Genomic DNA, 22,935 nt, shown 5'->3' with positions numbered 1-22,935 from the left:
GGATGGGTGACTGAAGTCGCCCCTGCACAGGCACAACAACGCAGCTTGGGTAGGTCGGGTTAGCGCAGCGTAACCCGACATCGGACGTGTCCATCGATGTTCATGTTGGTGTCGGGTTACGCCCTGCGGGCTAACCCGACCTACATGGCTCTGGCATTTTCACAGAATTCATTCGCCCAGAACAAACAGCGACTGGGCCGGCCTCGAGCCGGCCATCAGAAGGAGACAGAAAATGCACATTCAGGATTCCACCTTCATCGTCACCGGCGGCGCTTCGGGCCTCGGTGAAGCCACCGTTCGCGCCCTGCATGCCGGCGGCGCCAATGTCGTCATCGCCGACGTGGGCGTTGAAAAGGGCGAGCAGCTCGCCGCCGAACTCGGCGCGCGCGTGGCTTTTGCCAAGACCGACATCACCAGCGAGGCCGACGGTCAGGCGGCGGTCGATCTGGCCGTGCGCCAGTTTGGCGGCCTGCAGGGCCTGATCAACTGCGCCGGCGTCGGCCCGGCCTGGAAGGTGCTTGGCAAGGACGGCCCGCACCCGCTGGAGGCTTTCGTGCGCACCGTGAATATCAACCTGGTGGGCGCCTTCAACATGATCCGGCTGGCCGCCGTGGCCATGGCCACCGGCAGCCCCAACGCCGACGGCGAGCGCGGCGTGATCGTCAATACCGCCTCGGTGGCGGCCTTTGAGGGCCAGGTCGGACAAGCGGCCTACGCGGCCTCCAAGGCCGGCGTGGTCGGCATGACCCTGCCCATCGCCCGCGAACTGGCGCGTTCCGGCATCCGCGTGAATGCCATTGCGCCGGGCCTGTTCCTGACCCCGATGATGGAAGCCCTGCCGCAGGACGTGCAGGATTCGCTCGGCAAGGCGACGCCCTTCCCGCCGCGCCTCGGCCGTCCGGCCGAGTTTGCCGCGCTGGTGCGCTCCATCGTCGAGAACGTCATGCTCAACGGCGAAGTCATCCGCCTCGACGGCGCCGTGCGCCTGTCGGCCAAGTAAGCGGAGCTGACGATGCCAAGAGTTATCAAAGCAGGCGACGTGGGCCACCTGGTCAAGAACGGCGCCACGGTTTATTGCACCGGCATGGGCCTTGCCGGCTTTGCCGAAGAGGCGGTGCTGGCGATCCGCGAATCCTTCGAGGCCACCGGTCACCCGCGGGATCTCACGCTGTATCACGCCACCGGCGTGGGCAACGGCAAGGATCGCGGCGTGCATCACTTTGCCCGTGAAGGCCTGCTCAAGCGCATCGTCGGCGGCCACTTCGGCGTTGGCGGGCCGGAGCTGATGCGCCTGATCATGGAAAACAAGATCGAGGCCTACAACCTGCCCCAGGGCGTGCTGGTGCAACTGCCCAAGCAGATCGCCGGCCGGCGTCCGGGGTTCATGACCAAGGTGGGCCTGGAAACCTTTGTCGATCCGCGCATCGAAGGCGCCAAGGTGAATGCCGCGGCCACCGAGGATCTGGTCGAGGTGGTGCACCTGGACGGCGAGGAGTGGCTGTATTTCCGCAATCCCAAGGTGGATGTGGCGCTGCTGCGCGGTTCGTTCGCCGACGAAAACGGCAACGTGTCGATGGCCCGCGAAGGCGTGCTGCTGGAATCGCTGTCCATCGCCCAGGCGGCGCGGGCCAGCGGCGGCATCGTGATCGTGCAGGTTGAACACATCGTCAAGAACGGCACGCTGCACCCCAAGGACGTGAAGATTCCCGGCATCCTCGTGGATTACCTGCTGATCGGCCGCCCGGAAAACCATCTGCAAACGATGGGCACCTACTTCAACCCGGTCTACGCCGGCGACATCAAGGTGCCGACCCGCGCCATGCAGGCGCTGCCCCTCGACGAGCGCAAGATCATCGCCCGTCGGGCCGCGATGGAGCTCAAGTCCGGCGCGGTGGTGAACCTGGGCATCGGCATGCCGGAAGGCCTGGCGTCGATCGCCGCCGAGGAGAAAATCGAGCACCTGATGGCGCTGACGCTGGAAACCGGCCCCATCGGCGGCGTACCGGCGGCGGGCCTCGATTTTGGCCATGCATCGAACGCCGAAGCGGTGATCGAGCAGCCGGCCCAGTTCGACTTCTACGACGGCGGCGGCATCGACGTGGCCTTCCTGGGCCTGGCCCAGACCGACGGCCACGGCAACGTCAACGTGAGCAAGTTCAGCGGGCGTCCGGTGGGCTGCGGCGGCTTCATCAACATCACCCAGAACGCCAAGAAGGTGGTTTTTTGCGGAACCTTCACCGCTGGCGGGCTGGAAATCGCCGTCGATGGCGGTCGCCTCAAGATCGTCAAGGAAGGCAAGAGCCGCAAGTTCCTCGAGCACGTCGAGCAGATCACCTTCAGCGGCCACTACGCGGCCAGTATCGGCCAGGCCGTGCTTTACGTGACCGAGCGGGCGGTGTTCCGGCTGACCGCCGAAGGCATCGAGCTGCTGGAAGTGGCGCCGGGCATCGACATCGAGCGTGACATCGTGGCCCACATGGCTTTCCCGCCGCTGATGCGCGACGTGCAGTTGATGGAAGGCGGCTTGTTCCAGCCCGAGTGGGGCCAGCTGGCCACGCTGATGGGTGCGCGCTGACATGGGTGGCGCCGCGCTTGAAGGCGGCGTCCGCCGCAGTCATGTGATGCGCTACCGGATCGCCTTCGTCGATTGCGATCCGGCGCAGATCGTGCATTTCTCGAACTACTTCCGCTGGTTCGACACGTCGAGCCGGGAGTTTTTCACCGCCTGCGGCGTGCCCAGCTGGCGCGACACCGAGCGGATGTCCGGCATCATCGGCACGCCGCTGGTCGACGCCCAGGCCAGCTTTCGCAACCCCGCCACCTACGGCGAGGATATCGAGATCGAAACCTGGGTCGAGCAGTGGAATACCAAAAGCTTCGTCATGCGCCACGTGGCCCGGCGTGGTGACACCCTGATCGCCGAGGGGCGCGACATCCGAGTCTTTGCCAAGCGCGATGCGGCTGATCCGCTGCGCATCCGGGCGGTGGAGATTCCGGCGGAGTACCGGGAAATGTGCGGGTAAGGCGCCTGCCGTGCCCGAAATGGCGGGCTTGATGGGGGTCAATGCGCCGGCCGGGGCGTCGGGTAGGCTGCGGCCAGATCTGTGACTGCAGTGGATTGCCCCAAATGGCCAAGAAGTTTCCCCTCAACCCGCCGCACCCCGAGCGCATCTGCTGGGGCTGCGACAAGTATTGCGCGGCGGACGCGCTGGCCTGCGGCAACGGTTCGGGGCGCACCCTGCATCCGGCCGAGATGATCGGCGAGGATTGGTACACCTTCGGTGACTGGGGCCTCGAGCTGGAGGCCGAACCCGGCAAGCCGAAGTAACCGCAGCACACGCGCCTGCGACGAGCCGCCTGCCTCAGGCCTGGAATCCCGCTGCGAGGGCCCGGGTGATGTCGGCGGCGCCGGCTTCCAGGCAGGCGCTGGCATTCTGCCCGGCCCACAGGGGCGAGAATTCGTCCGAGCCCATGGCTTCGGCCTGGGTGCGCAGCGGCGTGATGGCCGCTGTCGCCAGGGGAAATTCCGGTGCTTTGTTTGAAATGGGCCCCAGTTCGCGAATGATCCGATTGACGATGCCGCGGGCCGGCCGACCGGTGAACAGATTGGTCAGCGCGGTATGCGCGGCTGCCCGGCTCTTCAGCGCGGCGCGATGGACGGCGCTGGTGGTCGCCTCCAAGGCCAGCAGGTAGGCCGTGCCCGCCTGGACACCGGCGGCCCCGAGCGCCATTGCCGCGGCAACGCCGCGTGCGTCGGCAATGCCGCCGGCCGCAATGACCGGCACTTTTACCCGGCGGACAATTTGCGGCACCAGGGCGATGCTGCCCATTTGTGTCGTCAGATCATCGTTCAGGAACATGCCCCGGTGGCCGCCGGCCTCCAGTCCCTGGGCGATGATGGCGTCGACTCCGTGATCTTCGAGCCAGATCGCTTCGTCCACCGTGGTGGCCGACGAGAGGATTTTTGCGCCCCAGTCTTTGGCCCGCTGCATGAGCTCGGTTGAGGGCAGCCCGAAGTGAAAGCTGATCACGGGCGGCCTGAATTCTTCGAGGATGTCGGCCGCCGCACTGCTGAACGGCGCACGTGCCGCTGCGGGGGATAGATCCTGCGGATCAATGTTGAGCGCCTGATAGTAGGGGCGCAGCGCCTGGCGCCAGGCAGCTTCCCGGGCGGGATCGGCTGCGGGCGGGGTGTGGCAGAAGAAATTGACGTTGTAGGGCCGGGTGGTGTGCTGGCGTATGGTTTCGAGTTCGCTGCGCAGGCTTTGTGGCGTGAGCATGGCGCAGGGCAGGGAGCCGAGGCCCCCCGCATTGCAAACGGCAATGCACAGGGCACTGCCCTGTACGCCGGCCATCGGCGCCTGGATCAGCGGGTGCTCGATGCCGAGCAGATCGGAAATCTTCATCGTTGGCTCCGTGTGGGGCTGTGTGTGGCTCAGCGTCCGGCACGTGACGGGATCAGCCGCCGCAGCTGGCTGCCCGCCACCTCGCGAAAACGCGGGCTATGCAGGCAGGCCGCGCCGGCAAAGCCGACCAGGCAGCCAAGGACGGTATCGTAAAAGCGTGCCTCGATCAGCGCGGTTGAGGATCCATGCCCCAGCGTGGAGGCTTCGGCCAGCAGGATGGTCATGGGCGTGATGAAGATCGCGGCAAAGCCGTAGTGCCGCACCACGGCGGTTTCGATCACGAAGGCCAGCACGATCATGACCGCCGAGATGCTCCAGTTGTTGAGCGGCAGCATCAGCAGGCCCAGGGAAACCAGAAGGCCGATTCCGGTGCCCGCCACGCGGTGCAGTTGCTTGGTCCAGGCGGCACGCAGGGACATGCCCTGCATCACGGCGAGGCAGCTCACCGGAACCCAGTAGGCTTTTTCCAGCTGCAGCACCTGGGCCAGGGCCAGCGAAGCGCCCACGAAGAGGCCGATCACCACCGAGTCGAAAACCACGAAATCGAAGGTCGGGCGTGGCAGCGGCAGCACCGGGCCGGGAGGCCGCTGCCGCAGGATGTACACGCTGTAGAAAAATGCGATGAGGCAGGCCAGCAGGCTGCCCATGGTCAGCAGCCCCACCTTGAGCGGCACATCCAGTACCTCGCCGGGGGAGTACGCGCCGATCGATGCGGCCATGATGAAGAACAGGCTGCCCGGCGGCCCCAGGTTGTAAAACCGGCACACCATCGAGACCAGAATGGCCGTGAAGCTCAGCGCCAGCATCATTGCCGGTGGAAAGAAGTGACTGATCACGCCGAGCGCATAGCAGGCGGCCATGCCGAACCCGCAGGCCATCAGCGACACCATGCGGTGGTAAAGCGGTGTGTTGGGCAGGTACAGGAAGGTCAGCCCGCCCAGGGACGAGATCAGGCCGTATTCCATGTGGTCGAAATACGCCCCCACCAGGAGCGGCAGGCCGGTTGCCAGTGCCGCGGCGAACGGCATCTGCCAGGGCCGGTCGCTGGGGTTGATCCTGACGAGTTCGGCCAGCTCGGAAAGCAGCAGGGCTTTGAGCCGGTGCCACCCTTGAGGTTGTGTCATGGGGTTTGTTCGGGGACGACGAGGTGCGGCGAGTTTACGGTGAAACGAGGTAAAAGTCCGGCGGGTGCCTGCCTTGCCGGCGTGCGTCGGAAGCGTGCCCGTCAACGCAACGCGGGCCCTGAACCGTTTCCGGTGCAGGGCCCGCGGCGTGTCGGCCTGGTGCTGGCTTAGGCCGTCATTTTTGCTGCTTGCGGGTTACGGAAGGCTTGCAGGCGTGCTTCCTGCAGTTTCTTCGCGTCAGCAACGCTCTTCTCCTTCACGTGGCCGTAGCCACGGATTTCGTCGGGCACGCTGGCCAGCGCCACGGCGGCGGCATGGTTGGACGTGGTCAGCTTGGCGAGGATCTCGTCGAGCAGCTTGATGTAGTCCTCGACGGCTTCGCGTTCCTGGCGACGCTCTTCGGTTTTGCCGAAGATGTCCAGGGCGCCACCGCGCAGGTTCTTGAACCTGGCGATGCGCTGGAAGGCCTTGAACATCCAGGCGCCGTACTGTTTCTTCTGGAGGTGGCCGGTTTTCGGGTCACGTTCGGAAACGAGCGGCGGTGCGAGGTTGTACTTCACTTCGTAGCCGTGGGGGAACTGCGCGTCCAGCTCGGCCAGGAAGGCCGGGTCGGTGTGCAGGCGGGCCACTTCGTACTCGTCCTTGTAGGCCATCAGCTTGTAGAGGTAGCGGGCTGCTGCCTCCGAGAGCTGGGAGCCCGGCAGGACGCGGTGCTCGGCGGCGACGACGCGTTTGATCACGTTGGCGTAACGCTGGGCGTAGGCTTCGTCCTGGAAGGCGATCAGCTCGGGCACGCGGACTTCGACGAGGCGCTTGACTTCACCCTGGGCACCGACGGAATCGGCGATGGCGCGGGCGGCAGCGGAAAGCTGCGGAGCCTGCTTCAGGGTGACGACGCTGCCGGCTGCCTTGTGCTTGGCGATCTCGGCTTCAACGAAAGCGAGATCGACCACGGCCATGCGGCCCCAGCGGAAGGCCGCCAGGCTCATGTCGACGGCCACGCCGGAGTTCTTGATTGCCTGCTCGATGGACTCGGCCTTCAGCGGGATGGTGCCGGCCTGGAAGGCCACACCGACCATGAAGTTGTTGGTCGCCATGGCGTCGCCGAACAGGCCCTCGGCCAGTGCCTGGCCGTCCAGGAAGACGTTGTCTTCCTTGCGGGTGACGCGGTCGATGCCGGCGGTCAGGCCATTGATGGCCGGGAACTGGTTGGTGCGCTTGGACACCATCTGGCCGGTCGGCGTCTGGGTGGTCGACACGACGGCGATGGTGCGGTTGGCACCGCACTTGTCCAGGTTCTTCGGGTCCGTCGCGTTGAGGATGTCGAAGCCCAGGTACAGGTCGGCACGGCCGTCGGAGATCTTGTTGGAACCCTGGAACGGTACGTGGGTGATCTTGATGTCCGAGATCACCGCGCCGCCCTTTTGGGCCAGGCCGGTCTGGTCGAGGCCGATGACGTGCTTGCCTTCGAGGCGCGCCGCGTTGGCCAGGGTGGCCACCACGGTCACCGAGCCGGTGCCGCCGATACCCATCACGTGGATGCCGACGCCGATGGTGTCGTCGATCTTGTTGACCGGAACGGGCAGTTCGCGCTCGAGTGCCGGGATGCGACCCTTCTTCTTTTTCTTGCCGTCGGTGGCCGGGGCCGCGTTCGGGGTGATGGTGAGGAAGGAGGGGCAGAAGCCCTTCACGCAGGAGAAGTCCTTGTTGCAGGAGCTCTGGTGGATGCGGGTCTTGCGACCGAACTCGGTTTGCACCGGCTCCACGCTCATGCAGTTGGATTTCTCGCCGCAGTCGCCGCAGCCTTCGCAGACGCGCTCGTTGATGACGGTGACTTCGACCGGCTCTTCGGCCTTGCCGCGGCTACGCGCACGGCGCAGTTCGGCGGCACATTCCTGGTCGTGCAGCAGCACGGTGGTTCCCGGAGTGTCGGCCAGTTCGCGCTGGGCTTCGTCGAGGCGGTCGCGGTGCCACACTTCGGTGTGGCCGGGCAGGGAAACGCCCGAGTACATCGACAGGTCGTCGGTGGTGACGATCACCTTGCGCACGCCGTTGGCGAGCAGGTCGGAGACCATCGCTGCCACCGGGTGTGCGCCCTGGATCGCCTGGCCGCCGGTCATCGAGGTGTGCGAGTTGCGCAGCAGCTTGAAGGTGATGTTGACGTCGGTCGAGGCGGCGTAGCGGATTGCCAGGCTGCCGGAGTGGGCGTAGGTGCCATCGCCCATGTTCTGGAAGATGTGATTGGTGTTGGTGAAGGGCGCCATGCCGATCCACTGGGCACCTTCGGCACCCATGTGGGTACCCATCACCACGTTGCGGCCCATCCACATGGCCATCGTGTGGCAGCCGATACCGGCCGACACGATGCTGCCTTCGGGCGCCACGGTGGAGCTGTTGTGCGGGCAGCCGGAGCAATACCAGGCGGTACGCGCGGAGGTCGGCAGCTTGGTGCGGGCGTGGATCTCGTCGAGGCGCTTGAGCCAGTTTTCGGCGGACTCGATGCGCGTCTTGCGACCGAGGCGCTTGAGCAGCGCGCGCACGATGATGTCCGATTCGAACTCGCCGTAGTGGGGCAGCAGCTCTTTTTCTTCCTCGTCGAACTTGCCGACGATGCGCGGCGCGTTGGCGCGGCCGTAGAGCACCTGCTTGGCGAACATTTCGAGGAAGGGACGCTTTTCTTCGATGACGAAGATTTCTTCGAGGCCTTCGGCGAACTCGCGCACGATGGTCGGTTCCATCGGGAACAGCATGCCCATCTTGAGGATGCGGATGCCGTAGTGGCGCAGAGCGTCGGCGTCGAGGCCCATCTCGAGGAAGGCCTGCTGCAGATCGTTGTAGGTCTTGCCGGCGGTCATGATGCCCAGCCACGCGTTCGGGTTCGGGAACACGACGTTGTTGAGCTTGTTCTCGCGGGCGTAGCGCTTGGCCACTTCGAGGCGGCGGGTGTAGAGCGATTGCTCCATCTCCAGCGCTTCGACGCGCACGTTCATGCCGAGGTTCATGTTCGGCGTGAACTTCTGGCCGTCGAACATCAGGTCGGGCGTGACGAAATTCAGGCGCGACGGATCGATGTTGGCGGTGCCGGTGCCGTCAGCCACGTTGGTGACGATCTTCATGCCGACCCACAGGCCCGACAGACGGGACATGTTGTAGCCGTGCAGGCCGAGGTCGAGAATTTCCTGGACGTTGCCCGGGTACAGCGAGGGCATGCCGACGTGGAACAGCATCGGCTCGGACTGGCTGGCGAGGGAGGAGCTCTTGCAGCTCGGGTCGTCGCCGACGACGGCGAGCACGCCGCCGTTCTTGCCGATGCCGGTGTAGTTGGCGTGCTTGAGGGCGTCGCCGGAGCGGTCAACGCCCGGTGCCTTGCCGTACCACATGCCGGTGACGCCGTCGAACTTCTGCTTGCCGACGGTGTGCATCATCTGGGTGCCCCAGACGGCGGTGGCGGCGAGGTCTTCGTTCAGGCCGTCGACGAACTTGATGTTGTGTTCGAGGAGAAGCTTTTGCTGCTTGATCAGGGCCGCGTCGAGCATGCCGACGGGGGACCCGCGGTAGCCGGAAACGAACATGCCGGTCTTGAGGCCGCGACGTTCGTCGGTGCGAACCTGGTCGAGGGTCAGCCGAACCAGCGCGTCAATGCCGCCGAGGTGGATTTCTCCAGACTCTTTGTTGAACACGGTGGTGAGGTTTTGCTTTGATGACATGAAATTGTCCTCTTGTTGTCTCCGCCCCCAGTCCTTGGTTTTTTGGGGCAGCGCCTGGCTTGCCTGGCTGTCGCCACGATAAAACCGACTGGATTCAGGATCGGGTTACTGCAGCCAGGCGCGGCCGGAGCCGGCTGCGCCTGGCGCCCGAGCACCACTTTCCCCGTTCCGGCGCGGCCCCGGCCCTGCCTCGTCGAGACAGGGCCGGGCAAGCGGCTGGCCGGCGTCGGGTCAGTGGCGCTTCTGGCTTTAGACGAAACGCATCGAGACGGAGCCCAGGTCCTGGAAGCGGACATTGACGTTGTCGCCCGGATTGACCGTGATGGCTTCGGTCACGCCGCCGGTCATGATGAAGGTGCCGGCCGGGATTTCCTGGCCGCGGGCGCCCAGGTGGTTGGCCAGCATGGCAACGGCGGCCAGCGGGTTGCCCAGCACGGCAGCGCCGGCAGCCATCGAGCGGATTTCGCCGTTGATCTCGAGGACCACGCCCAGCGTGCGCAGGTCGAGTTCGTCGAGCTTGCGCATGTTGCCGCCGATGACGAAGCGGGAGGAGGAGGTGTTGTCGGCGATCACGCTCTTCAGGTCGAACTTGAAGTCGCGGTAGCGGGAGTCGATCACTTCAACGGCCGGCAGCACGAAGTCGGTGGCAGCCATGACGGCGGCGACGTGGCAGCCGGGGCCCTTCAGCGGAGCCTTGGTGACGATGCAGATCTCTGCTTCGACCTTCGGGTGGATCATCTCGGCGTGCTTGATGTCGCCGCCGTCCGGACGGGCCATGTAGTCGGCGATGAAGCCGAACACGGGCACTTCGACGCCCATCTGCTTCATCTTGGCAAAGGAGGTGAGGCCGCACTTGAGGCCGGCGATCTTGTTGCCGCGGGCGATCTTGCGACGACGGATCTCGTCCTGGATGGCGTAGGCGTCGTCCCAGTCCATGTCCGGGTAGTCATTGGTGATCTTGGTGACGTCGTGGGCCTGGAGTTCGGCGTTTTCGAGGTGCTCGGCGAGCTTGAGGATGGTGGCGTTATCGAGGTTCATGAGTTATCTCTTTCTATAATCAGATGAAGCGGACGGAGGTGCCACCCAGGCCACCAACGGTGCAAACGAGGCTGTCGCCGGCCTTGACCGGAACCAGCGGGGATTGCGAACCGGACAGGATCACTTCGCCGGCCTTGAGGCCGATGCCCAGGTTGCCCAGCGTGTTGGCAAGCCAGGCCACGGCGTTGACCGGGGAGCCCTGAACAGCGGCGCCGGTGGAGGTGCTGATGATTTCGCCGTTCTTTTCGAGAACCATGCCGGCCAGCGCCAGGTCGATGTCGGCCGGGCTCTTGCGGCGGCCGCCAAGCACCAGCACGCCGCAGGAGGCGTTGTCGGCGACGGTGTCCTGGATCTTGATCTTCCAGTCCTGGATGCGGGAGTCGACGATCTCGAAGCAGGGCACCACGAAATCTGTGGCGCGCAGCACGTCGGCAGCGGTAACGCCCGGGCCCATCAGGTCGCTCTTGAGCACGAAGGCCACTTCGGCTTCGGCGCGCGGGGCGATCATGGTGCTGGTGTCGATGGATTCGCCTTCGTTGAAGACCATGCCGGAGGTCATCATGCCGAAGTCCGGCTGGTTGACCTTGAGCATGTCCATGACGACCTTGCTGGTCACGCCGATCTTCTTGCCGATGATGGTTTCGCCGGCGTCGAGGCGACGCTGGATCATGCGCTGCTGGATCTGGTAGGCGTCCTCGATGGTGATGTCGGCTTCGCGGTCGGTCAGCGGAGCGACGGCAGTGCGGGTGATCAGCGCGTTGTAAAGCTCGTCGCCGTAGTGTTCGATCTTGGATTTATCCATGGAAAACCTCGAATGGTTAAGCTGATTGTTGATCGGCTTCGGCGAAGAAATCGCCTACCAGCCGATTGAAGCGGGCGTTGTGTTCGATCTGGGTCCAGTGGCCGCAATGGCCGAACACGTGCAGCTGTGCGTTCTGGATCCACTCGGCCAGGGTCAACGAGGTGGCCAGCGGGATCACCTTGTCTTCGCGGCCGTGCACGATGAGCGTCTCGTGGGGCAGGGCGCGGATGTCGGCTTCGCTGCTTTGCATCGCATCCACCCAGCGCTGACGCGGAGCGGGGAACATGGCCGAGAACGATTCCTGAAAGCCCGGGCGAATGCTGGCCTCGTAGCGGAGCTTGGCCAGTTCGTCATTGACCAGGGCGCGATCCCAGGCGAAATAATCCATGATGCTGCGCATGTTATCGAGCGACGGCTGGTAGCCCCAGACGGCGTCGAGCCCCTGCGTGATCGGGAAGGGTACGCCGACCGAGCCCATCAGCACCAGACGGCGCACCCGCTTGGGGGCGCGGATCGTCAGGGCCAGCGCAAGCGCGCCGCCGAAGGAGTTGCCGACGAGGTCGACCTGCTCCAGGCCGAGGGCGTCCATCAGGTCCAGCGCCTGCCGGACCCAGGTATCCATGTTGTACTGGATGCCTTCGGGACGATCGGTGTAGCCGAAGCCGACCATGTCGGGTGCGATCACGCGGCGATCCCTGGCCAGCGCCGGAATGACCAGGCGCCAGTTGGCCCAGGCGCTGACGCCCGGGCCCGAGCCGTGGATCAGCAGGGCAGGCACGCCGCTACCGCTGCCCGCATCGTGGACATTGGTATTGAAGCTGCCGGTGCGAACGCTCTTGCCGATTTCAGGATTCTGGCTCATGCCCGGAATCTCAGTACTTGATCATCACGTTGCGGAGTTCGGTGTAGAACTCCAGCGAGTGCACACCGCCTTCACGACCGATGCCGGACTGCTTGGAGCCGCCGAACGGGGTGCGCAGGTCGCGCAGGAACCAGCTGTTGATCCAGCACAGGCCGACTTCGATCTCGGTGGCCAGGCGGCTGGCGCGGCTGATGTCCTGGGTGAAGATCGCGGTGGCCAGACCGTAGCGGTTGTTGTTCGCCATGGCCACGACTTCCTCTTCGGTGTCGAAGGGCTGGATGTGGCAGCAGGGTCCGAAGATTTCTTCGGTAACGACGGTGGCGGTTTCGGGCAGGCCGGTCCAGATGGTGGGCTGAACCCAGCAGCCGTCCTTCAGTTCGTCCGGCATGTCGGGGATGCCGCCGCCGAAGACGATGTTGGCGCCTTCTTCCTTTGCCTTGGCGTACATGCCCAGCACTTTTTTCTGGTGAATCTTGCTGACCAGGGGACCGATCTTGGTGTCGTGGTCGAAGGGCTTGCCGGGCTTCATCTGCTCGGCCTTTTCCTTCAGCGCGGCAACGAACTTGTCGAAGATCGGGCGCTGCACGTAAACGCGCTCGGTGCCGAGGCAAACCTGGCCGGCGTTTTCGAAGCAGGAGCGGGTAATGGTGGCGACGGCGTTGTCGAAGTCGCAGTCGGCGAAGACGAGGGCGGCGTTCTTGCCGCCGAGTTCCAGCGACACCGGGCGGATGCCATCGGCGCCGGCCTTCATGATGGCGGTGCCGGTCTTGGTTTCGCCGGTGAAGGTGATGCCGTTGACGTCCGGGTGGGCGGTCAGGAAGGCGCCGGCGGAATCCACGCCGAAACCGTTCACAACGTTATAGACGCCATTCGGGACGCCGACCTTGTTCATCACTTCGCCCAGCAGCGTGGCGGTGCTCGGGGTGGCTTCGGAGGGCTTGACGACCACGGTGTTGCCGCAGGCGAGGGCCGGGCCGCACTTCCAGGTCATCAGTAGCAGCGGCAGGTTCCACGGACAGACGATGGCGATCACGCCGCGCGGGGTGCGCACGCCGTAGCTGCGGGCGGTTTTGCCGTCGGGGGTGCGCATCTCGAACGATTCGGTCGAGACGTTCTTGATCGTGTCGGTGAAGATCTTGAAGTTGGCCGCGCCGCGGGGGATGTCGATGTGCGAGGCGAGGTGGGCCGGCTTGCCGGTGTCGGCGATTTCGGCCTGGAGGAAATCGTCGAAGCGGCGGTTGATTTCATTAACGACGGCGTCGAGCATGTTGCAGCGTTCAACCACCGACAGCTTGCCCCAGGGGCCTTTAAGCGCTGCCTTGGCGGCGGCCACGGCGGCATCGACTTCCGGCTTGCCGGCTTCGTGAACCATGCCGATCAGCGAGTTATCCACCGGGTTGCGCTTCTCGTACGTTTTGCCGCTTACGTTGGATACGTATTCGCCGTTGATGAAATTCAGGATGTCTTTCATGTCGTACTCTCTTGTTATGGTGTCGCGAACCCGCTCAGCCGGCGCACGCCAGTGTGCTGCACTTGGAATCGGATGAACACCGTCTCTGGAAGGCCTGTTTCTGCCTGCGAGCGTGGTAGAAACCACACCCAGGAGCATATCGCAAATTACCGAAATTTATAACAAATCTCGATATTTTTTTAACGTATCCACAAACACGACAACCGCACACCGGGAAGCCGGTGCGCGGTTGATTTTTAGATCAGGTAAACACGCTCAGGAAGGCTTCGTTCAGCTTGCGATCGTGATAGAAGATCGCCGGTCCGAGTTCAACGTCCCACCAGGTGATGGTCGGGCGGTCCGGGTAATAGATGTAGCCACCGGAGAAGACTTCGTTGCGGTTGCCTGACGGGTCGAAGAAGTAGATCGTCTCGCCGCGGGTGATGCCGTGACGGGTCGGGCCGATGTCGATCGAGGTGTGGTTGCGGGACAGGACGTCACCGGCGTGCAACACCTTTTCCCAGCTGCCGAGTTCGAACGAAGCGTGGTGGAACTTGCCCTTGACCGGCTGGCGGATGAAGGCGACGTCGTGGGCTTTGTTCGAGCAGGACAGGAAAGCGCCGATCATGAAGCTCTTGTCTTCGCCGGCCATCACCTGTTCGGCAAGGCCGAAGCCGAGCACTTCGGTGAACAGCTTGACGGTGCCGTCGAGGTCGTCACCGTAGAGCAGGCAGTGGTCGAAGCGCGAGGGCGAAATGCCCTGCAGGCCATCGGGCCACGGGTTGGGGTTGATGTTCTCGCCGTCGGTGCCGCAGTTGTTGCCGACGATGCCTTTTTCGGCAAACAGCTCCATCACGTGGCCGGTCGGGATCGTGAAGCGGAAACGCTCACCCGTGGTCGGGTGTTCGCCAGCCGGAACCCAGCCCAGATCGGTGCACAGACCGGATTGTTCGATGTCGGTGGCCAGTTTCTTCAGCGTGGCTACAGAGGCGACTTTCCAGCCCATGTAGTCCATGCCGGCCTCGTCGGTTTCGCGCAGGACCACACTGTGGTGATCATGCTCGTCCCAGGCCTTGAGGAAGACGCGACCCTTGTCGTCGCGAGCCGTTTCAATAAGCCCAAGCACATCTTTGTAGTGCTTGAGAGCGGGTCCCATTTCCAGCACGCGCAATGCGACGTGCCCAGGGCGTAAAACGCCGGTCAGTGCCATTCACTTCTCCTCGTCGGGTTGATTTATTGCTGTTGCCGTTGCGAACCCGAAATCGAACGACATACTTTTTTTGGCAACAATGGCACGAGCCATCTTGCCTACTACCTCGACCCGAAGGTCGCTCTGGGGGTAGATCTTGCAGGCCAGCACGCAGCCGCTGGCCTCTTCATCCGCGCTGATGACCGCGCGGCTCATTTTACGTTTGGTGTAGCTGCCCTCGCTCACCTGCACCTTGCAGACACCGCAGCCTCCGTTGCGGCAACCGACCGGAATGCCCCTGCGCTGCAGCTGCTCCATGGCCTGGAGGACATTGTCCTCCTCGCCGCAGCGAAAGGTTTCGCCGGTGTTTTCGATTGTTACCACGAAGTGCATGGGCGTGCTTTCTTGATGGACAGGCATTGATGCGATCAGGCGCGATACCAGGTTACATGTGCTTGCGGCCGAACCGGCAGCCAGAGGGCCGCCGGTTCGGCCGGTCTACCCGCGATGGTGGGGCTTGGCGTGGGCCGGAGCCCCTGGTCGTGTGGTGACCACGGAGTACTCTCAGTGCTGAGCGGAGGCCGACAGCTTGTGGTTCACCAGGCCAACCGCGATCACCGCGATCACCGCCGGAATGGCGATGGCGATGAAGTTCTGCTGCAGCGGCAGGGCCATGCCCACCAGGGTGCCGATCACGATCGGGGCCAGGATGGCGCCGCTACGGCCCATGCCGGAAGCCAGGCCGATGCCCGTGGAGCGGATCGACATCGGGTAGAACTGGCCGGTGTAGGCGTAGGTGAGAATCTGCGTGCCGATCGTCGATGCGCCAGCCAGGCCGACGACGAAGAACAGCAGCTCGGTCGGCATCTTGACGCCCAGCAGCGTGATCGAAACCGCAGCCAGGGCATAGAAACACATCAGGACGTACTTGATGTTGAACCGGTCAGCCAGCCAGCCGCCGCCGATTGCACCGATCATCGCGCCGAAGTTCAGCACCAGCACGAAGGTCAGCGCGGAGCCGAGGCTGTAGCCGGCGCTGGCCATCAGCTTGGTCAGCCAGGAGCTCAGGGCATAGACCATGAAGAGGCACATGAAGAAAGCCACCCAGATCATGATGGTGCTGAAACCGCGGCCATCCTGGAACAGCTTGCCGACCGGGGCGCTACTTGCCTTGTGGCTGCTGGGCAGCTCGAAGGTGTCGTTGGCCGAAGGCGTGTAGCTGGGTTCCATGCGGCTGACGATTTTCTTGAGTTCGTCAATCCGGCCCATCTTGATGAGGAAGGGCATGGATTCCGGCATGGACTTGAGCACGAAGGGGATCAGCAGCACCGGGGCGACGGCAGCGAAGAACACGTAGGACCAGCCGTAGGTTTCGATGAGACCCTTGCCGAGCACTGCGGCAAGCATGCCGCCGACTGCGTAGCCGCTGAACATCAGGGTGACGAGCGTGCTGCGCATCTTGCGCGGCGAGTACTCGGTCATCTGTGCAACGACGTTCGGCATCACGCCGCCGATGCCGAGGCCGGCAAGGAAGCGGGTGGCGCTGAAGGCGATCGGATCGTGGGTCAGGCCCGCGAGTGCAGTGAAAACGCTGAACAGGACGATACAAATGACGATCGCCCAGCGCCGGCCGATCTTGTCGGCGATGGTGCCAAGGAAGATCGCACCGAACATCATGCCGAAAAGTGCCGAACTGACCATGTAGCCGGCCGTTGCTGGGGTGACACCCATTTCCTTCATGATCGACGGCAGGGCGATACCGGCAACTGCCAGGTCGTAGCCGTCGAAGATGATGATGAGGGCGCACCAGAAAAGCACCATGCCGTGAAAGCCGTTGAACTTGGCGTGGTCTGAAAGGTTGTGTACGTCGATTTGGGCCATTGTCTCTCGCCTGTTATTGATTGCTGGAAATTTGGTGTGGATGGGGAGGGGGCGCGGGAGCTTCTTGTTTTTAGCCGAGGTCGCCGCCAGCCACCGGCAGAATCGAGCCGGTCACGTAGGACGCTTCATCGGAAGCAAAGAACAGGATCGGTGCGACCTGCTCGTCGATCGTGCCGTAGCGGTGCATCAGGCTGGAGTCGACGGTCTGGTCGATCACGACCTGGTACCACGCCTTTTCCTGGGCGGTCTGCTCGACCTGCTGCTGGTTGCGCGGCACGCGGCGCGGCGGGGCATCGGTGCCGCCGGGGGCGGTGGCGTTGACGCGGATGCCGTGCTGGGCGTTTTCCATGGCCAGCGCCGCGGTCAGCGCGTTGACGCCGCCCTTGGCTGCCGAGTACGGAACACGATGCATGCCGCGGGTGGCGACCGACGACACGTTGACGATCACGCCGCTTTGCTGGGCGATCATGGTCGGCAGGACGGCACGGCAGCACCACAGGGTCGGGAACAGCGAACGCCGGACTTCGGCTTCGATCTGCGCCTCTTCGTAATGCTCGAAGGGCTTGGCCCAGATCGTGCCGCCGACGTTGTTGATCAGCACGTCGACCCGCTTGAACCTGGCAAGGGCTTCGGCCACCACGGCCTGGGCGCCTGCGTAGGTTTCGAGGTCGGCCTGGAAGGGGGCGGCGACACCGCCGGCAGCGGTGATTTCGGCAACGACTTCATTGACCAGCTCGGAGCGGTCGACGGCCAGCACAGAGCCGCCTTCGGCAGCCACGTTCAGCGCAACGCCGCGACCGATGCCCTGGGCGGCGCCGGTGACGATGACGACCTTGTTCTGGAAACGATCGGCGCGGCTCATTCGTGGGCTCCTGCAGTCGAGGACGAGAACTTCTCGAAGTGGAAGCTCTGCGGGGTGACGCCAACGCCGGACATCCACTTGCGCACGCCTTCAACCATCGGCGGGGGGCCGCAGACGTAGACGTCGACGTTGCCGTCGTGGAGATCCTTGGCCGACAGGTGGTCGGTGACGTAGCCGAGTTTCGGGTGGCCGCTGGCGGGGTCGACGACGACAGTGGTGAATTCCAGGTTCGGCATGGCGGCCTTGAGCTGGTTCAGGGTGTCAAGCTCGACGAGGTCGTCGTTGGTGTTCACGCCATAGGCCAGCATGATGGGCTGGTCGGTGGGGTTGTCCTTGAGCCACAGCAGCATCGAGAGGAACGGGGCCAGGCCGGTGCCGCCGGCGAGCATCAGGATCGGGCGTGCGGCGGGGCGCAGGTAGAAGCTGCCGTAGGGGCCGGTGAAGCTCATGGTGTCACCGGTGTTGGCCTTGCTGCGCATGAAGGTGCTCATCAGGCCATCGGGAACGTCGCGGATCAGGAAGGACAGTTCGGCCTGGTTGGGGGCCGAGCTGAACGAGTACGCGCGGGTTTCCGTGGTGCCGGGAACCTGCAGGTTGACGTACTGGCCAGGCAGGAAGGAAATCGGGCGATCGGCCTGTACCGTGAAGGACACGGTGGTCTTCGAGTCGCGGTTGATCTTGGTAATCGTCGAGGCGTGGCTGGACACTTCGGTCTTGCAGGCGGCGGAAGAAGCCGGAATGCGGACGACGCAGTCGGAAGTGGGGGTCATCTGGCAGCTGAGGACGAAACCCTTGGCGGCTTCGTCTTCGGTCAGCGCGTCGTCGATGTACACGCCTTGCGTGTAGGTGCCACTTTCGCAGTGGCACTTGCAGGTGCCACAGGCGCCGTCGCGACAGTCAAGAGGAATATTGATCTTTGCGCGGTAAGCGGCGTCAGCCACCAGTTCATCGGCGTTGCACTGAATGATGCGGGTGACACCATCTTCAAACTGCAGGGCAATGTTGTAAGCCATGGAATTGTCCTTCTCGGCGGGGTTAGTGCTACAGCCCGCTTGCGCGAACGCAGGCGGGCTGTCTTCCATCAGGTCAGATTAGATGTGGTAGATGTCGAGAACGTGATGGACGTAGTCGTTCTTCAGAACAATGTACTTCTTTTTGATCACGGGCTTCGGGCCGGACACGTCGAGGGTGTACTCGGAGTAGCCGAAGTAGATGTCGAGAATGTCGTAGCGGAAGCTGTGGGTCGTCCAGTTGAAACGGAGCTTGACGCTGTTTTCGTCTTGCGACAGCACTTCGAGGTTGGTGATCGAGTGGCTGTGGCGGGTGTCCGGGATCGTTGCGCTGGAGCGCTCGGTCTCGATACGGAAGATGCGGTCTTCCAGGCCCTGACGGTTTGCGTAATAAATCAGCGAAACTTCGTTCTGCGGATTGTTGGTGAGGGTGTCGTCGTCGTCCCAGGAGGGCATCCAGTACTCGACATCCTCAGCGTAGAACTCCAGCCAGTCGGCCCAGCGGCGTTCGTCGAGGGCACGGGCTTCTTGGAAAACGAAAGATTGAATGGCTTCGTAGGACAGCATCAGTTGGCTCCGATTTCTTGTTCAGCGAGGATGGCTTTTTTCATGGTTTCGAGCCAGTACTCATGTTGCACGACGTACAGGCCCTCGTCTTCGGTCTTGATGCCGCTCAGCTCCGGCTTGAGGCCGATCAGATCAGCGGTTGCGTCCGGACCCTTCACCCAGTGCTTGACGCCGCGGGTCATGTCGTTCCACTTGACGGCACGGGCGTTGAAGCCGTGCTGGCAGGAACGGAACTCTTCCAGGTCGTCAGGGGTGGCCATGCCGGTTGCGTTGAAGAAGTCTTCGTACTGGCGCAGGCGGCGAGCGCGGGCTTCCGGTGCCTCACCCTTGGGGGCGATGCAGTAGATGATGGCTTCGGTCTTGTCGACAGCCAGCGGGCGAAGCACGCGGATCTGCGAGCTGAACTGGTCCATCAGGTAGACGTTCGGGTACAGGCACAGGTTGCGGGACTTGCTCAGCATCCAGTCGGCACGGGCTTCGCCGAACTTCTCGACCCATTCGTCGCGCTTGTGCCACAGGGGACGATCTTCCGGATTGGCCCAGTTGGTCCACAGCAGCATGTGGCCGTTCTTGAAGGAGTAGGAACCGCCGCCCTTGCGAGCCCATCCGCCGGCGCTCATGGCCTTGATGGTGTCGACCTTGCCGTCGGTGGTGCGACGACCCTGGGTGGCTGCGTAGTTCCAGTGCACCGCGGTGACGTGGTAGCCGTCAGCGCCGTTTTCGGCCTGGAGCTTCCAGTTGGCGTCGAAAGTGTAAGCGCCGGAGCCGCGAAGCACTTCAATACCTTCGGGGGACTGATCCACGATCATGTCGATGATCTTGGCGGCTTCGCCAAGGTGCTCAGCCAGGGGGACCACGTCTGCACTGATGCTGCCAAACAGGAAGCCGCGGTAGTTTTCGAACGCGCCGAGCTTGACCAGGTCGTGGCTGCCGTTCTTGTTGAAGCTGTCGGGGTAACCGGCGTCAGCGGTCTGGTCCTTGACCTTGAGCAGCTTGCCGCTGTTGCTGAAAGTCCAGCCGTGGAACGGGCAGGTGAAGCTCGACTTGTTGCCCTTCTTGTGACGGGCAAGCGTGGCGCCGCGGTGGGTGCAGGTGTTGGCCATGGCCTGGAGCTGGCCCGTCTTGTCGCGGGTGATGAGCACCGGCTGGCGACCGACGTAGATGTTCAGGTAGTCGTTCGGGTTCGGGATCTGGCTTTCGTGGGCAAGGTAAATCCAGTTGCCTTCGAAGATGTGCTTCATCTCCAGTTCGAACAGTTCTGCGTCGGTGAAGGCCGCGCGATCGATGCGGTAGACGCTTTTGGCCGGGTCTTCTTCCAGCATCGCCTCTACCTTGGCGATTTTGAGTTGAGTCTCTTGGTTGATTTGGGTCACGCTGATCTCCTATCCATGGTCAAAATCTAGGGACTGCCTGTTGGGTGCTGCTCATCGCCTGTCTTGCCTTTTCGCATTCCGCCAGACGCCGCGGTGGCGAAACGGCCGTTCTGCTGATAACTGGCGAGGGGAAACAAACGGTGGCTTTACGGCGTGTGTACCTGGCGCGATCCTGTCGCGCTGCGGTTACCGATGGTGCGCTGAATTTGTCTCCTGGCTTGCCTCTCCGAGGGGCTTGGGGCTCGTCTAGGGTGTGGCGGTGTCCGGGCCGTTACAGCTCTGAAGCATTTCGTCACACTTGTGGCCTTTGCCGCTATTGTTAGCATTACCTGTGCCACACGTGCGGCCAGATATGGATGGCGTTTTGGTACGCCATTGTGGCGTATGGCTTTTTTGTTCCTTTTTGTTCTTTTTATGGTGTTTGTCATGATGATGACCCCTCTTGCAAGGGGGGTGTCCCGTACGGGTAGTGAATCAAATGAGTTAATGGGGTTATAAATATTGCAGTGCAGCATGTATCAATGCATTCATAGTTCACCTTGTGACGCGGTAGCATCGTGGGGGCCGGCGTATCTTTGGTGTCGTCGAGCCTGTCGCTTGAGGGTCTGGATGCAGAAATCAGCCGTTCAATGCAACCAAGACCCGCGCAGTTGACGGAGAGAAAATGAGAGGTGGGACGTGTCTCGCCCATGGAGAAAAGCATGAAGACGATCGTTAAGGCGCCCTTGAATTCGCGTGGTCACCTGCCTCTTGTTCCCCCTGGTACGGTGGCGCAGGAGAAAGTGCGCTTCCCGGATCTTGCCGACCTGCTCGCCCGGTTGCGGTTTTCAACCAGTGATGGTCGTATCTGGCTGGATGATCAGCGCATGCTGCTGATCCACGCCAAATCCATGGGAACGCTGCGGCGGGAGATGATCGAGGTGCTCGGCATGGACGTGGCTCGCGGCTTCCTGACCCGCATGGGCTACCACGCCGGCGTGCATGATGCGCAGATGGCCCGCAAGGTGCGCTCCAAGACATCCCTCAAAGATATGTTTGTCGTTGGCCCCCAGATGCACTGCCTGGAGGGCATCGGGATTTCCGAGGCGATCAATCTCGAGTTCGATGTCGAGGCTGGCCGGCATTACGGCGAGTTTCTCTGGACCAGCCCGGTCGAGGATGAGGAGCACATCCGTCACTTCCCGATCGGCAACGAGCCGGCGTGCTGGATGCAGATTGGCTACGCGTCAGGGTTTTCGACCGAATTCATGGGGCGGCAGGTGCTTTATCGCGAGGTGGAATGCCAGTCCATGGGGCATTCCGCGTGCCGCATCGTTGGCAAACTGGTCGAGGAGTGGGGCGATGAGGCGGTGGAAGACATGCGCTTCATCCTGCCCGACGCGGTGGTCGGGGCTTCCTCGCTGATCGGTGGGCGGCCGGCCAGTGAGGTTGGGCGACCGGCTGACGTGGAGTTGCAGACCGGTCCGGTGGGCGTCTCGCCGAGCTACACGGCGGTGCTTCATATGGTGAGGCGCGTCGCGCCAACCCAGGCGACGGTTTTGTTCCTGGGTGAGAGCGGGGTGGGCAAGGAGGTGTTCGCGCGCACGCTGCACCGCTTGAGTGCCCGGAGTACGATGCCCTTTGTGGCGGTGAATTGCGCTGCGATTCCCGAGCAGTTGATCGAGTCCGAGTTGTTCGGCGTAGAGCGGGGGGCTTTTACCGGGGCAATGCAAAGTCGCCTGGGTCGCTTTGAACGCGCTGATGGTGGAACCCTGTTTCTCGACGAGATCGGCACGCTGAGCGCCAGTGCGCAAGGCAAGCTGCTGCGTGTCCTGCAGGAGGGTGAGATAGAGCGGCTCGGCGATACGCACACGCGCTCGGTGAATGTTCGGGTGATCGCCGCGACCAACGTTGATTTGCGCGAAGAGGTGAAGGCCGGTCGTTTCCGCGAGGACCTTTTTTTCCGTCTCAACGTCTTCCCCGTTCGCATTACTCCCCTGCGCGAGCGCCGCGAGGATATACCGCTGCTGATGACGCACTTTTTGACCAAGTACAACCGGCTGCACGGGCGGCGGATGACAGGATTCACCGAGCGTGCGGTCGATGCCATGCTGTCCTATGACTGGCCGGGCAATGTGCGCGAAGTGGAAAACGTCATCGAGCGAGGGGTCATTCTTGCGCCAGATAACGGCGCCATCGATACGTCTCACTTGTTTACAAGCGGAGAGCGCTTCGGCGAGCAGCGATTCGAGATCGGCCGGGAAGGGCGATTGGTCGCGAGTGATCCATCCTCCTTTGTTGCTGATCCGCCCTCTGATCGCGAAGTCGATCGCGTGAGTCGCCGCGTGAATAATTTGCTGCTGGGCGAGGGGGGCGATTGTGACAACGTTTCGCTGGACGAAATCGAGACGCTTCTGTTGAAAAGGGCTGTAGAAAGAGCTAACGGTAACGTCGCCGCGGCAGCGCGATTGCTCGGCATCACGCGGCCGCAGATGGTTTATCGCCTCAAGAGCCGCGGCATTGTTCATGACGGGGAGTGAGTCGCGCTTTGAGCCGTGGGCTCGTTCTGCGAAATGGTGCTCGCGGGATTGATGCCTGCATTGCGCAGTTGTTCTTCGCGCCACGATTTAATTTATCTCTCTAATCTCTTGACTGTTTTTGATAGTTCTCTATAATGCGGCCTCT

The 22,935-nt window shown here is 63.1% G+C and carries 19 protein-coding genes; 5 read left to right on the top strand and 14 right to left on the bottom strand.

All coding sequences use genetic code 11. The features are described from left to right. Nucleotides 1-232: 232 nt before the first annotated feature. The 4 genes from Q1W26_RS18875 (at nucleotide 233) to Q1W26_RS18860 (ending at nucleotide 3,328) form a co-directional block, all read left to right on the top strand. Complete coding sequence (locus Q1W26_RS18875; RefSeq protein ID WP_300443255.1) at nucleotides 233-1,000, top strand: 3-hydroxyacyl-CoA dehydrogenase; 768 nt, start codon at nucleotides 233-235, stop codon at nucleotides 998-1,000. Nucleotides 1,001-1,012: 12 nt separating this feature from the next. Further along, on the top strand, nucleotides 1,013-2,575 hold the full coding sequence (locus Q1W26_RS18870) for a CoA-transferase (RefSeq protein ID WP_300443254.1): 1,563 nt from the start codon (nucleotides 1,013-1,015) through the stop codon (nucleotides 2,573-2,575). Between the two features lie 46 nt (nucleotides 2,576-2,621). Continuing rightward, nucleotides 2,622-3,023 (top strand): acyl-CoA thioesterase, encoded by a 402-nt coding sequence (locus Q1W26_RS18865; RefSeq protein WP_300443252.1) that lies wholly within the window; start codon nucleotides 2,622-2,624, stop codon nucleotides 3,021-3,023. 104 nt (nucleotides 3,024-3,127) lie between these two features. After that, nucleotides 3,128-3,328, top strand: a complete 201-nt coding sequence (locus tag Q1W26_RS18860) for a DUF3079 domain-containing protein (protein ID WP_300443250.1) — start codon at nucleotides 3,128-3,130, stop codon at nucleotides 3,326-3,328. A gap of 34 nt (nucleotides 3,329-3,362) precedes the next feature. Here the strand turns inward: Q1W26_RS18860 and Q1W26_RS18855 are convergent, their stop codons facing one another. From Q1W26_RS18855 to benA, 14 genes are all read right to left on the bottom strand, one after another. After that, nucleotides 3,363-4,406, bottom strand: a complete 1,044-nt coding sequence (locus tag Q1W26_RS18855; protein WP_300443248.1) for a nitronate monooxygenase — start codon at nucleotides 4,404-4,406, stop codon at nucleotides 3,363-3,365. A 29-nt stretch (nucleotides 4,407-4,435) separates the two neighbouring features. Next, nucleotides 4,436-5,530, bottom strand: coding sequence for an FUSC family protein (locus Q1W26_RS18850; protein WP_300443246.1), 1,095 nt, complete (start codon nucleotides 5,528-5,530; stop codon nucleotides 4,436-4,438). A gap of 167 nt (nucleotides 5,531-5,697) precedes the next feature. Further along, nucleotides 5,698-9,237 (bottom strand): indolepyruvate ferredoxin oxidoreductase family protein, encoded by a 3,540-nt coding sequence (locus Q1W26_RS18845; protein WP_300443244.1) that lies wholly within the window; start codon nucleotides 9,235-9,237, stop codon nucleotides 5,698-5,700. 249 nt (nucleotides 9,238-9,486) lie between these two features. Beyond that, nucleotides 9,487-10,275: a 2-oxo-3-hexenedioate decarboxylase gene (gene dmpH, locus Q1W26_RS18840; RefSeq protein WP_300443242.1), complete on the bottom strand. Its 789-nt coding sequence runs from the start codon at nucleotides 10,273-10,275 to the stop codon at nucleotides 9,487-9,489. 19 nt (nucleotides 10,276-10,294) lie between these two features. After that, nucleotides 10,295-11,077, bottom strand: coding sequence for a 2-oxopent-4-enoate hydratase (dmpE, locus tag Q1W26_RS18835; protein WP_300443241.1), 783 nt, complete (start codon nucleotides 11,075-11,077; stop codon nucleotides 10,295-10,297). A 16-nt stretch (nucleotides 11,078-11,093) separates the two neighbouring features. Further along, nucleotides 11,094-11,939 (bottom strand): alpha/beta hydrolase, encoded by an 846-nt coding sequence (locus tag Q1W26_RS18830; RefSeq protein ID WP_300443240.1) that lies wholly within the window; start codon nucleotides 11,937-11,939, stop codon nucleotides 11,094-11,096. A 10-nt stretch (nucleotides 11,940-11,949) separates the two neighbouring features. After that, nucleotides 11,950-13,410 carry a 2-hydroxymuconic semialdehyde dehydrogenase gene (locus Q1W26_RS18825; RefSeq protein ID WP_300443238.1) on the bottom strand — a complete coding sequence of 487 codons (1,461 nt, stop codon included), beginning with the start codon at nucleotides 13,408-13,410 and terminating at the stop codon, nucleotides 11,950-11,952. A gap of 241 nt (nucleotides 13,411-13,651) precedes the next feature. Further along, nucleotides 13,652-14,599 carry a catechol 2,3-dioxygenase gene (locus Q1W26_RS18820; RefSeq protein WP_300443236.1) on the bottom strand — a complete coding sequence of 316 codons (948 nt, stop codon included), beginning with the start codon at nucleotides 14,597-14,599 and terminating at the stop codon, nucleotides 13,652-13,654. Continuing rightward, entirely contained in the window at nucleotides 14,600-14,971 is a 372-nt protein-coding gene (locus tag Q1W26_RS18815) for a 2Fe-2S iron-sulfur cluster binding domain-containing protein (RefSeq protein WP_300443234.1), read from the bottom strand. 171 nt (nucleotides 14,972-15,142) lie between these two features. Continuing rightward, nucleotides 15,143-16,459 carry an MFS transporter gene (locus Q1W26_RS18810; RefSeq protein WP_300443233.1) on the bottom strand — a complete coding sequence of 439 codons (1,317 nt, stop codon included), beginning with the start codon at nucleotides 16,457-16,459 and terminating at the stop codon, nucleotides 15,143-15,145. A 70-nt stretch (nucleotides 16,460-16,529) separates the two neighbouring features. Beyond that, complete coding sequence (locus Q1W26_RS18805; protein WP_300443231.1) at nucleotides 16,530-17,321, bottom strand: 1,6-dihydroxycyclohexa-2,4-diene-1-carboxylate dehydrogenase; 792 nt, start codon at nucleotides 17,319-17,321, stop codon at nucleotides 16,530-16,532. Further along, entirely contained in the window at nucleotides 17,318-18,334 is a 1,017-nt protein-coding gene (gene benC, locus Q1W26_RS18800) for a benzoate 1,2-dioxygenase electron transfer component BenC (protein WP_300443230.1), read from the bottom strand. The genes Q1W26_RS18805 and benC overlap by 4 nt, the downstream gene beginning before the upstream one ends. Nucleotides 18,335-18,412: 78 nt before the next feature. After that, the gene (benB, locus tag Q1W26_RS18795) at nucleotides 18,413-18,898 is read right to left on the bottom strand and encodes a benzoate 1,2-dioxygenase small subunit (protein WP_300443228.1); all 486 of its coding nucleotides are present in this window, start codon (nucleotides 18,896-18,898) and stop codon (nucleotides 18,413-18,415) included. Further along, nucleotides 18,898-20,220, bottom strand: a complete 1,323-nt coding sequence (benA, locus tag Q1W26_RS18790) for a benzoate 1,2-dioxygenase large subunit (RefSeq protein WP_366143709.1) — start codon at nucleotides 20,218-20,220, stop codon at nucleotides 18,898-18,900. The genes benB and benA overlap by 1 nt, the downstream gene beginning before the upstream one ends. 752 nt (nucleotides 20,221-20,972) lie before the next feature. Between benA and Q1W26_RS18785 the strand changes: the two genes are divergently transcribed. Continuing rightward, the gene (locus Q1W26_RS18785; RefSeq protein ID WP_300443225.1) at nucleotides 20,973-22,790 is read left to right on the top strand and encodes a sigma-54-dependent Fis family transcriptional regulator; all 1,818 of its coding nucleotides are present in this window, start codon (nucleotides 20,973-20,975) and stop codon (nucleotides 22,788-22,790) included. The last annotated feature ends 145 nt before the right edge of the window (nucleotides 22,791-22,935 follow it).

It is taken from the genome of Zoogloea sp. (assembly GCF_030157465.1).
Taxonomy (GTDB): Bacteria; Pseudomonadota; Gammaproteobacteria; order Burkholderiales; family Rhodocyclaceae; genus Zoogloea.
The sequence above is the reverse complement of the archived record's forward strand: the minus strand, read 5'-3'. Positions and strand labels throughout refer to the sequence as shown.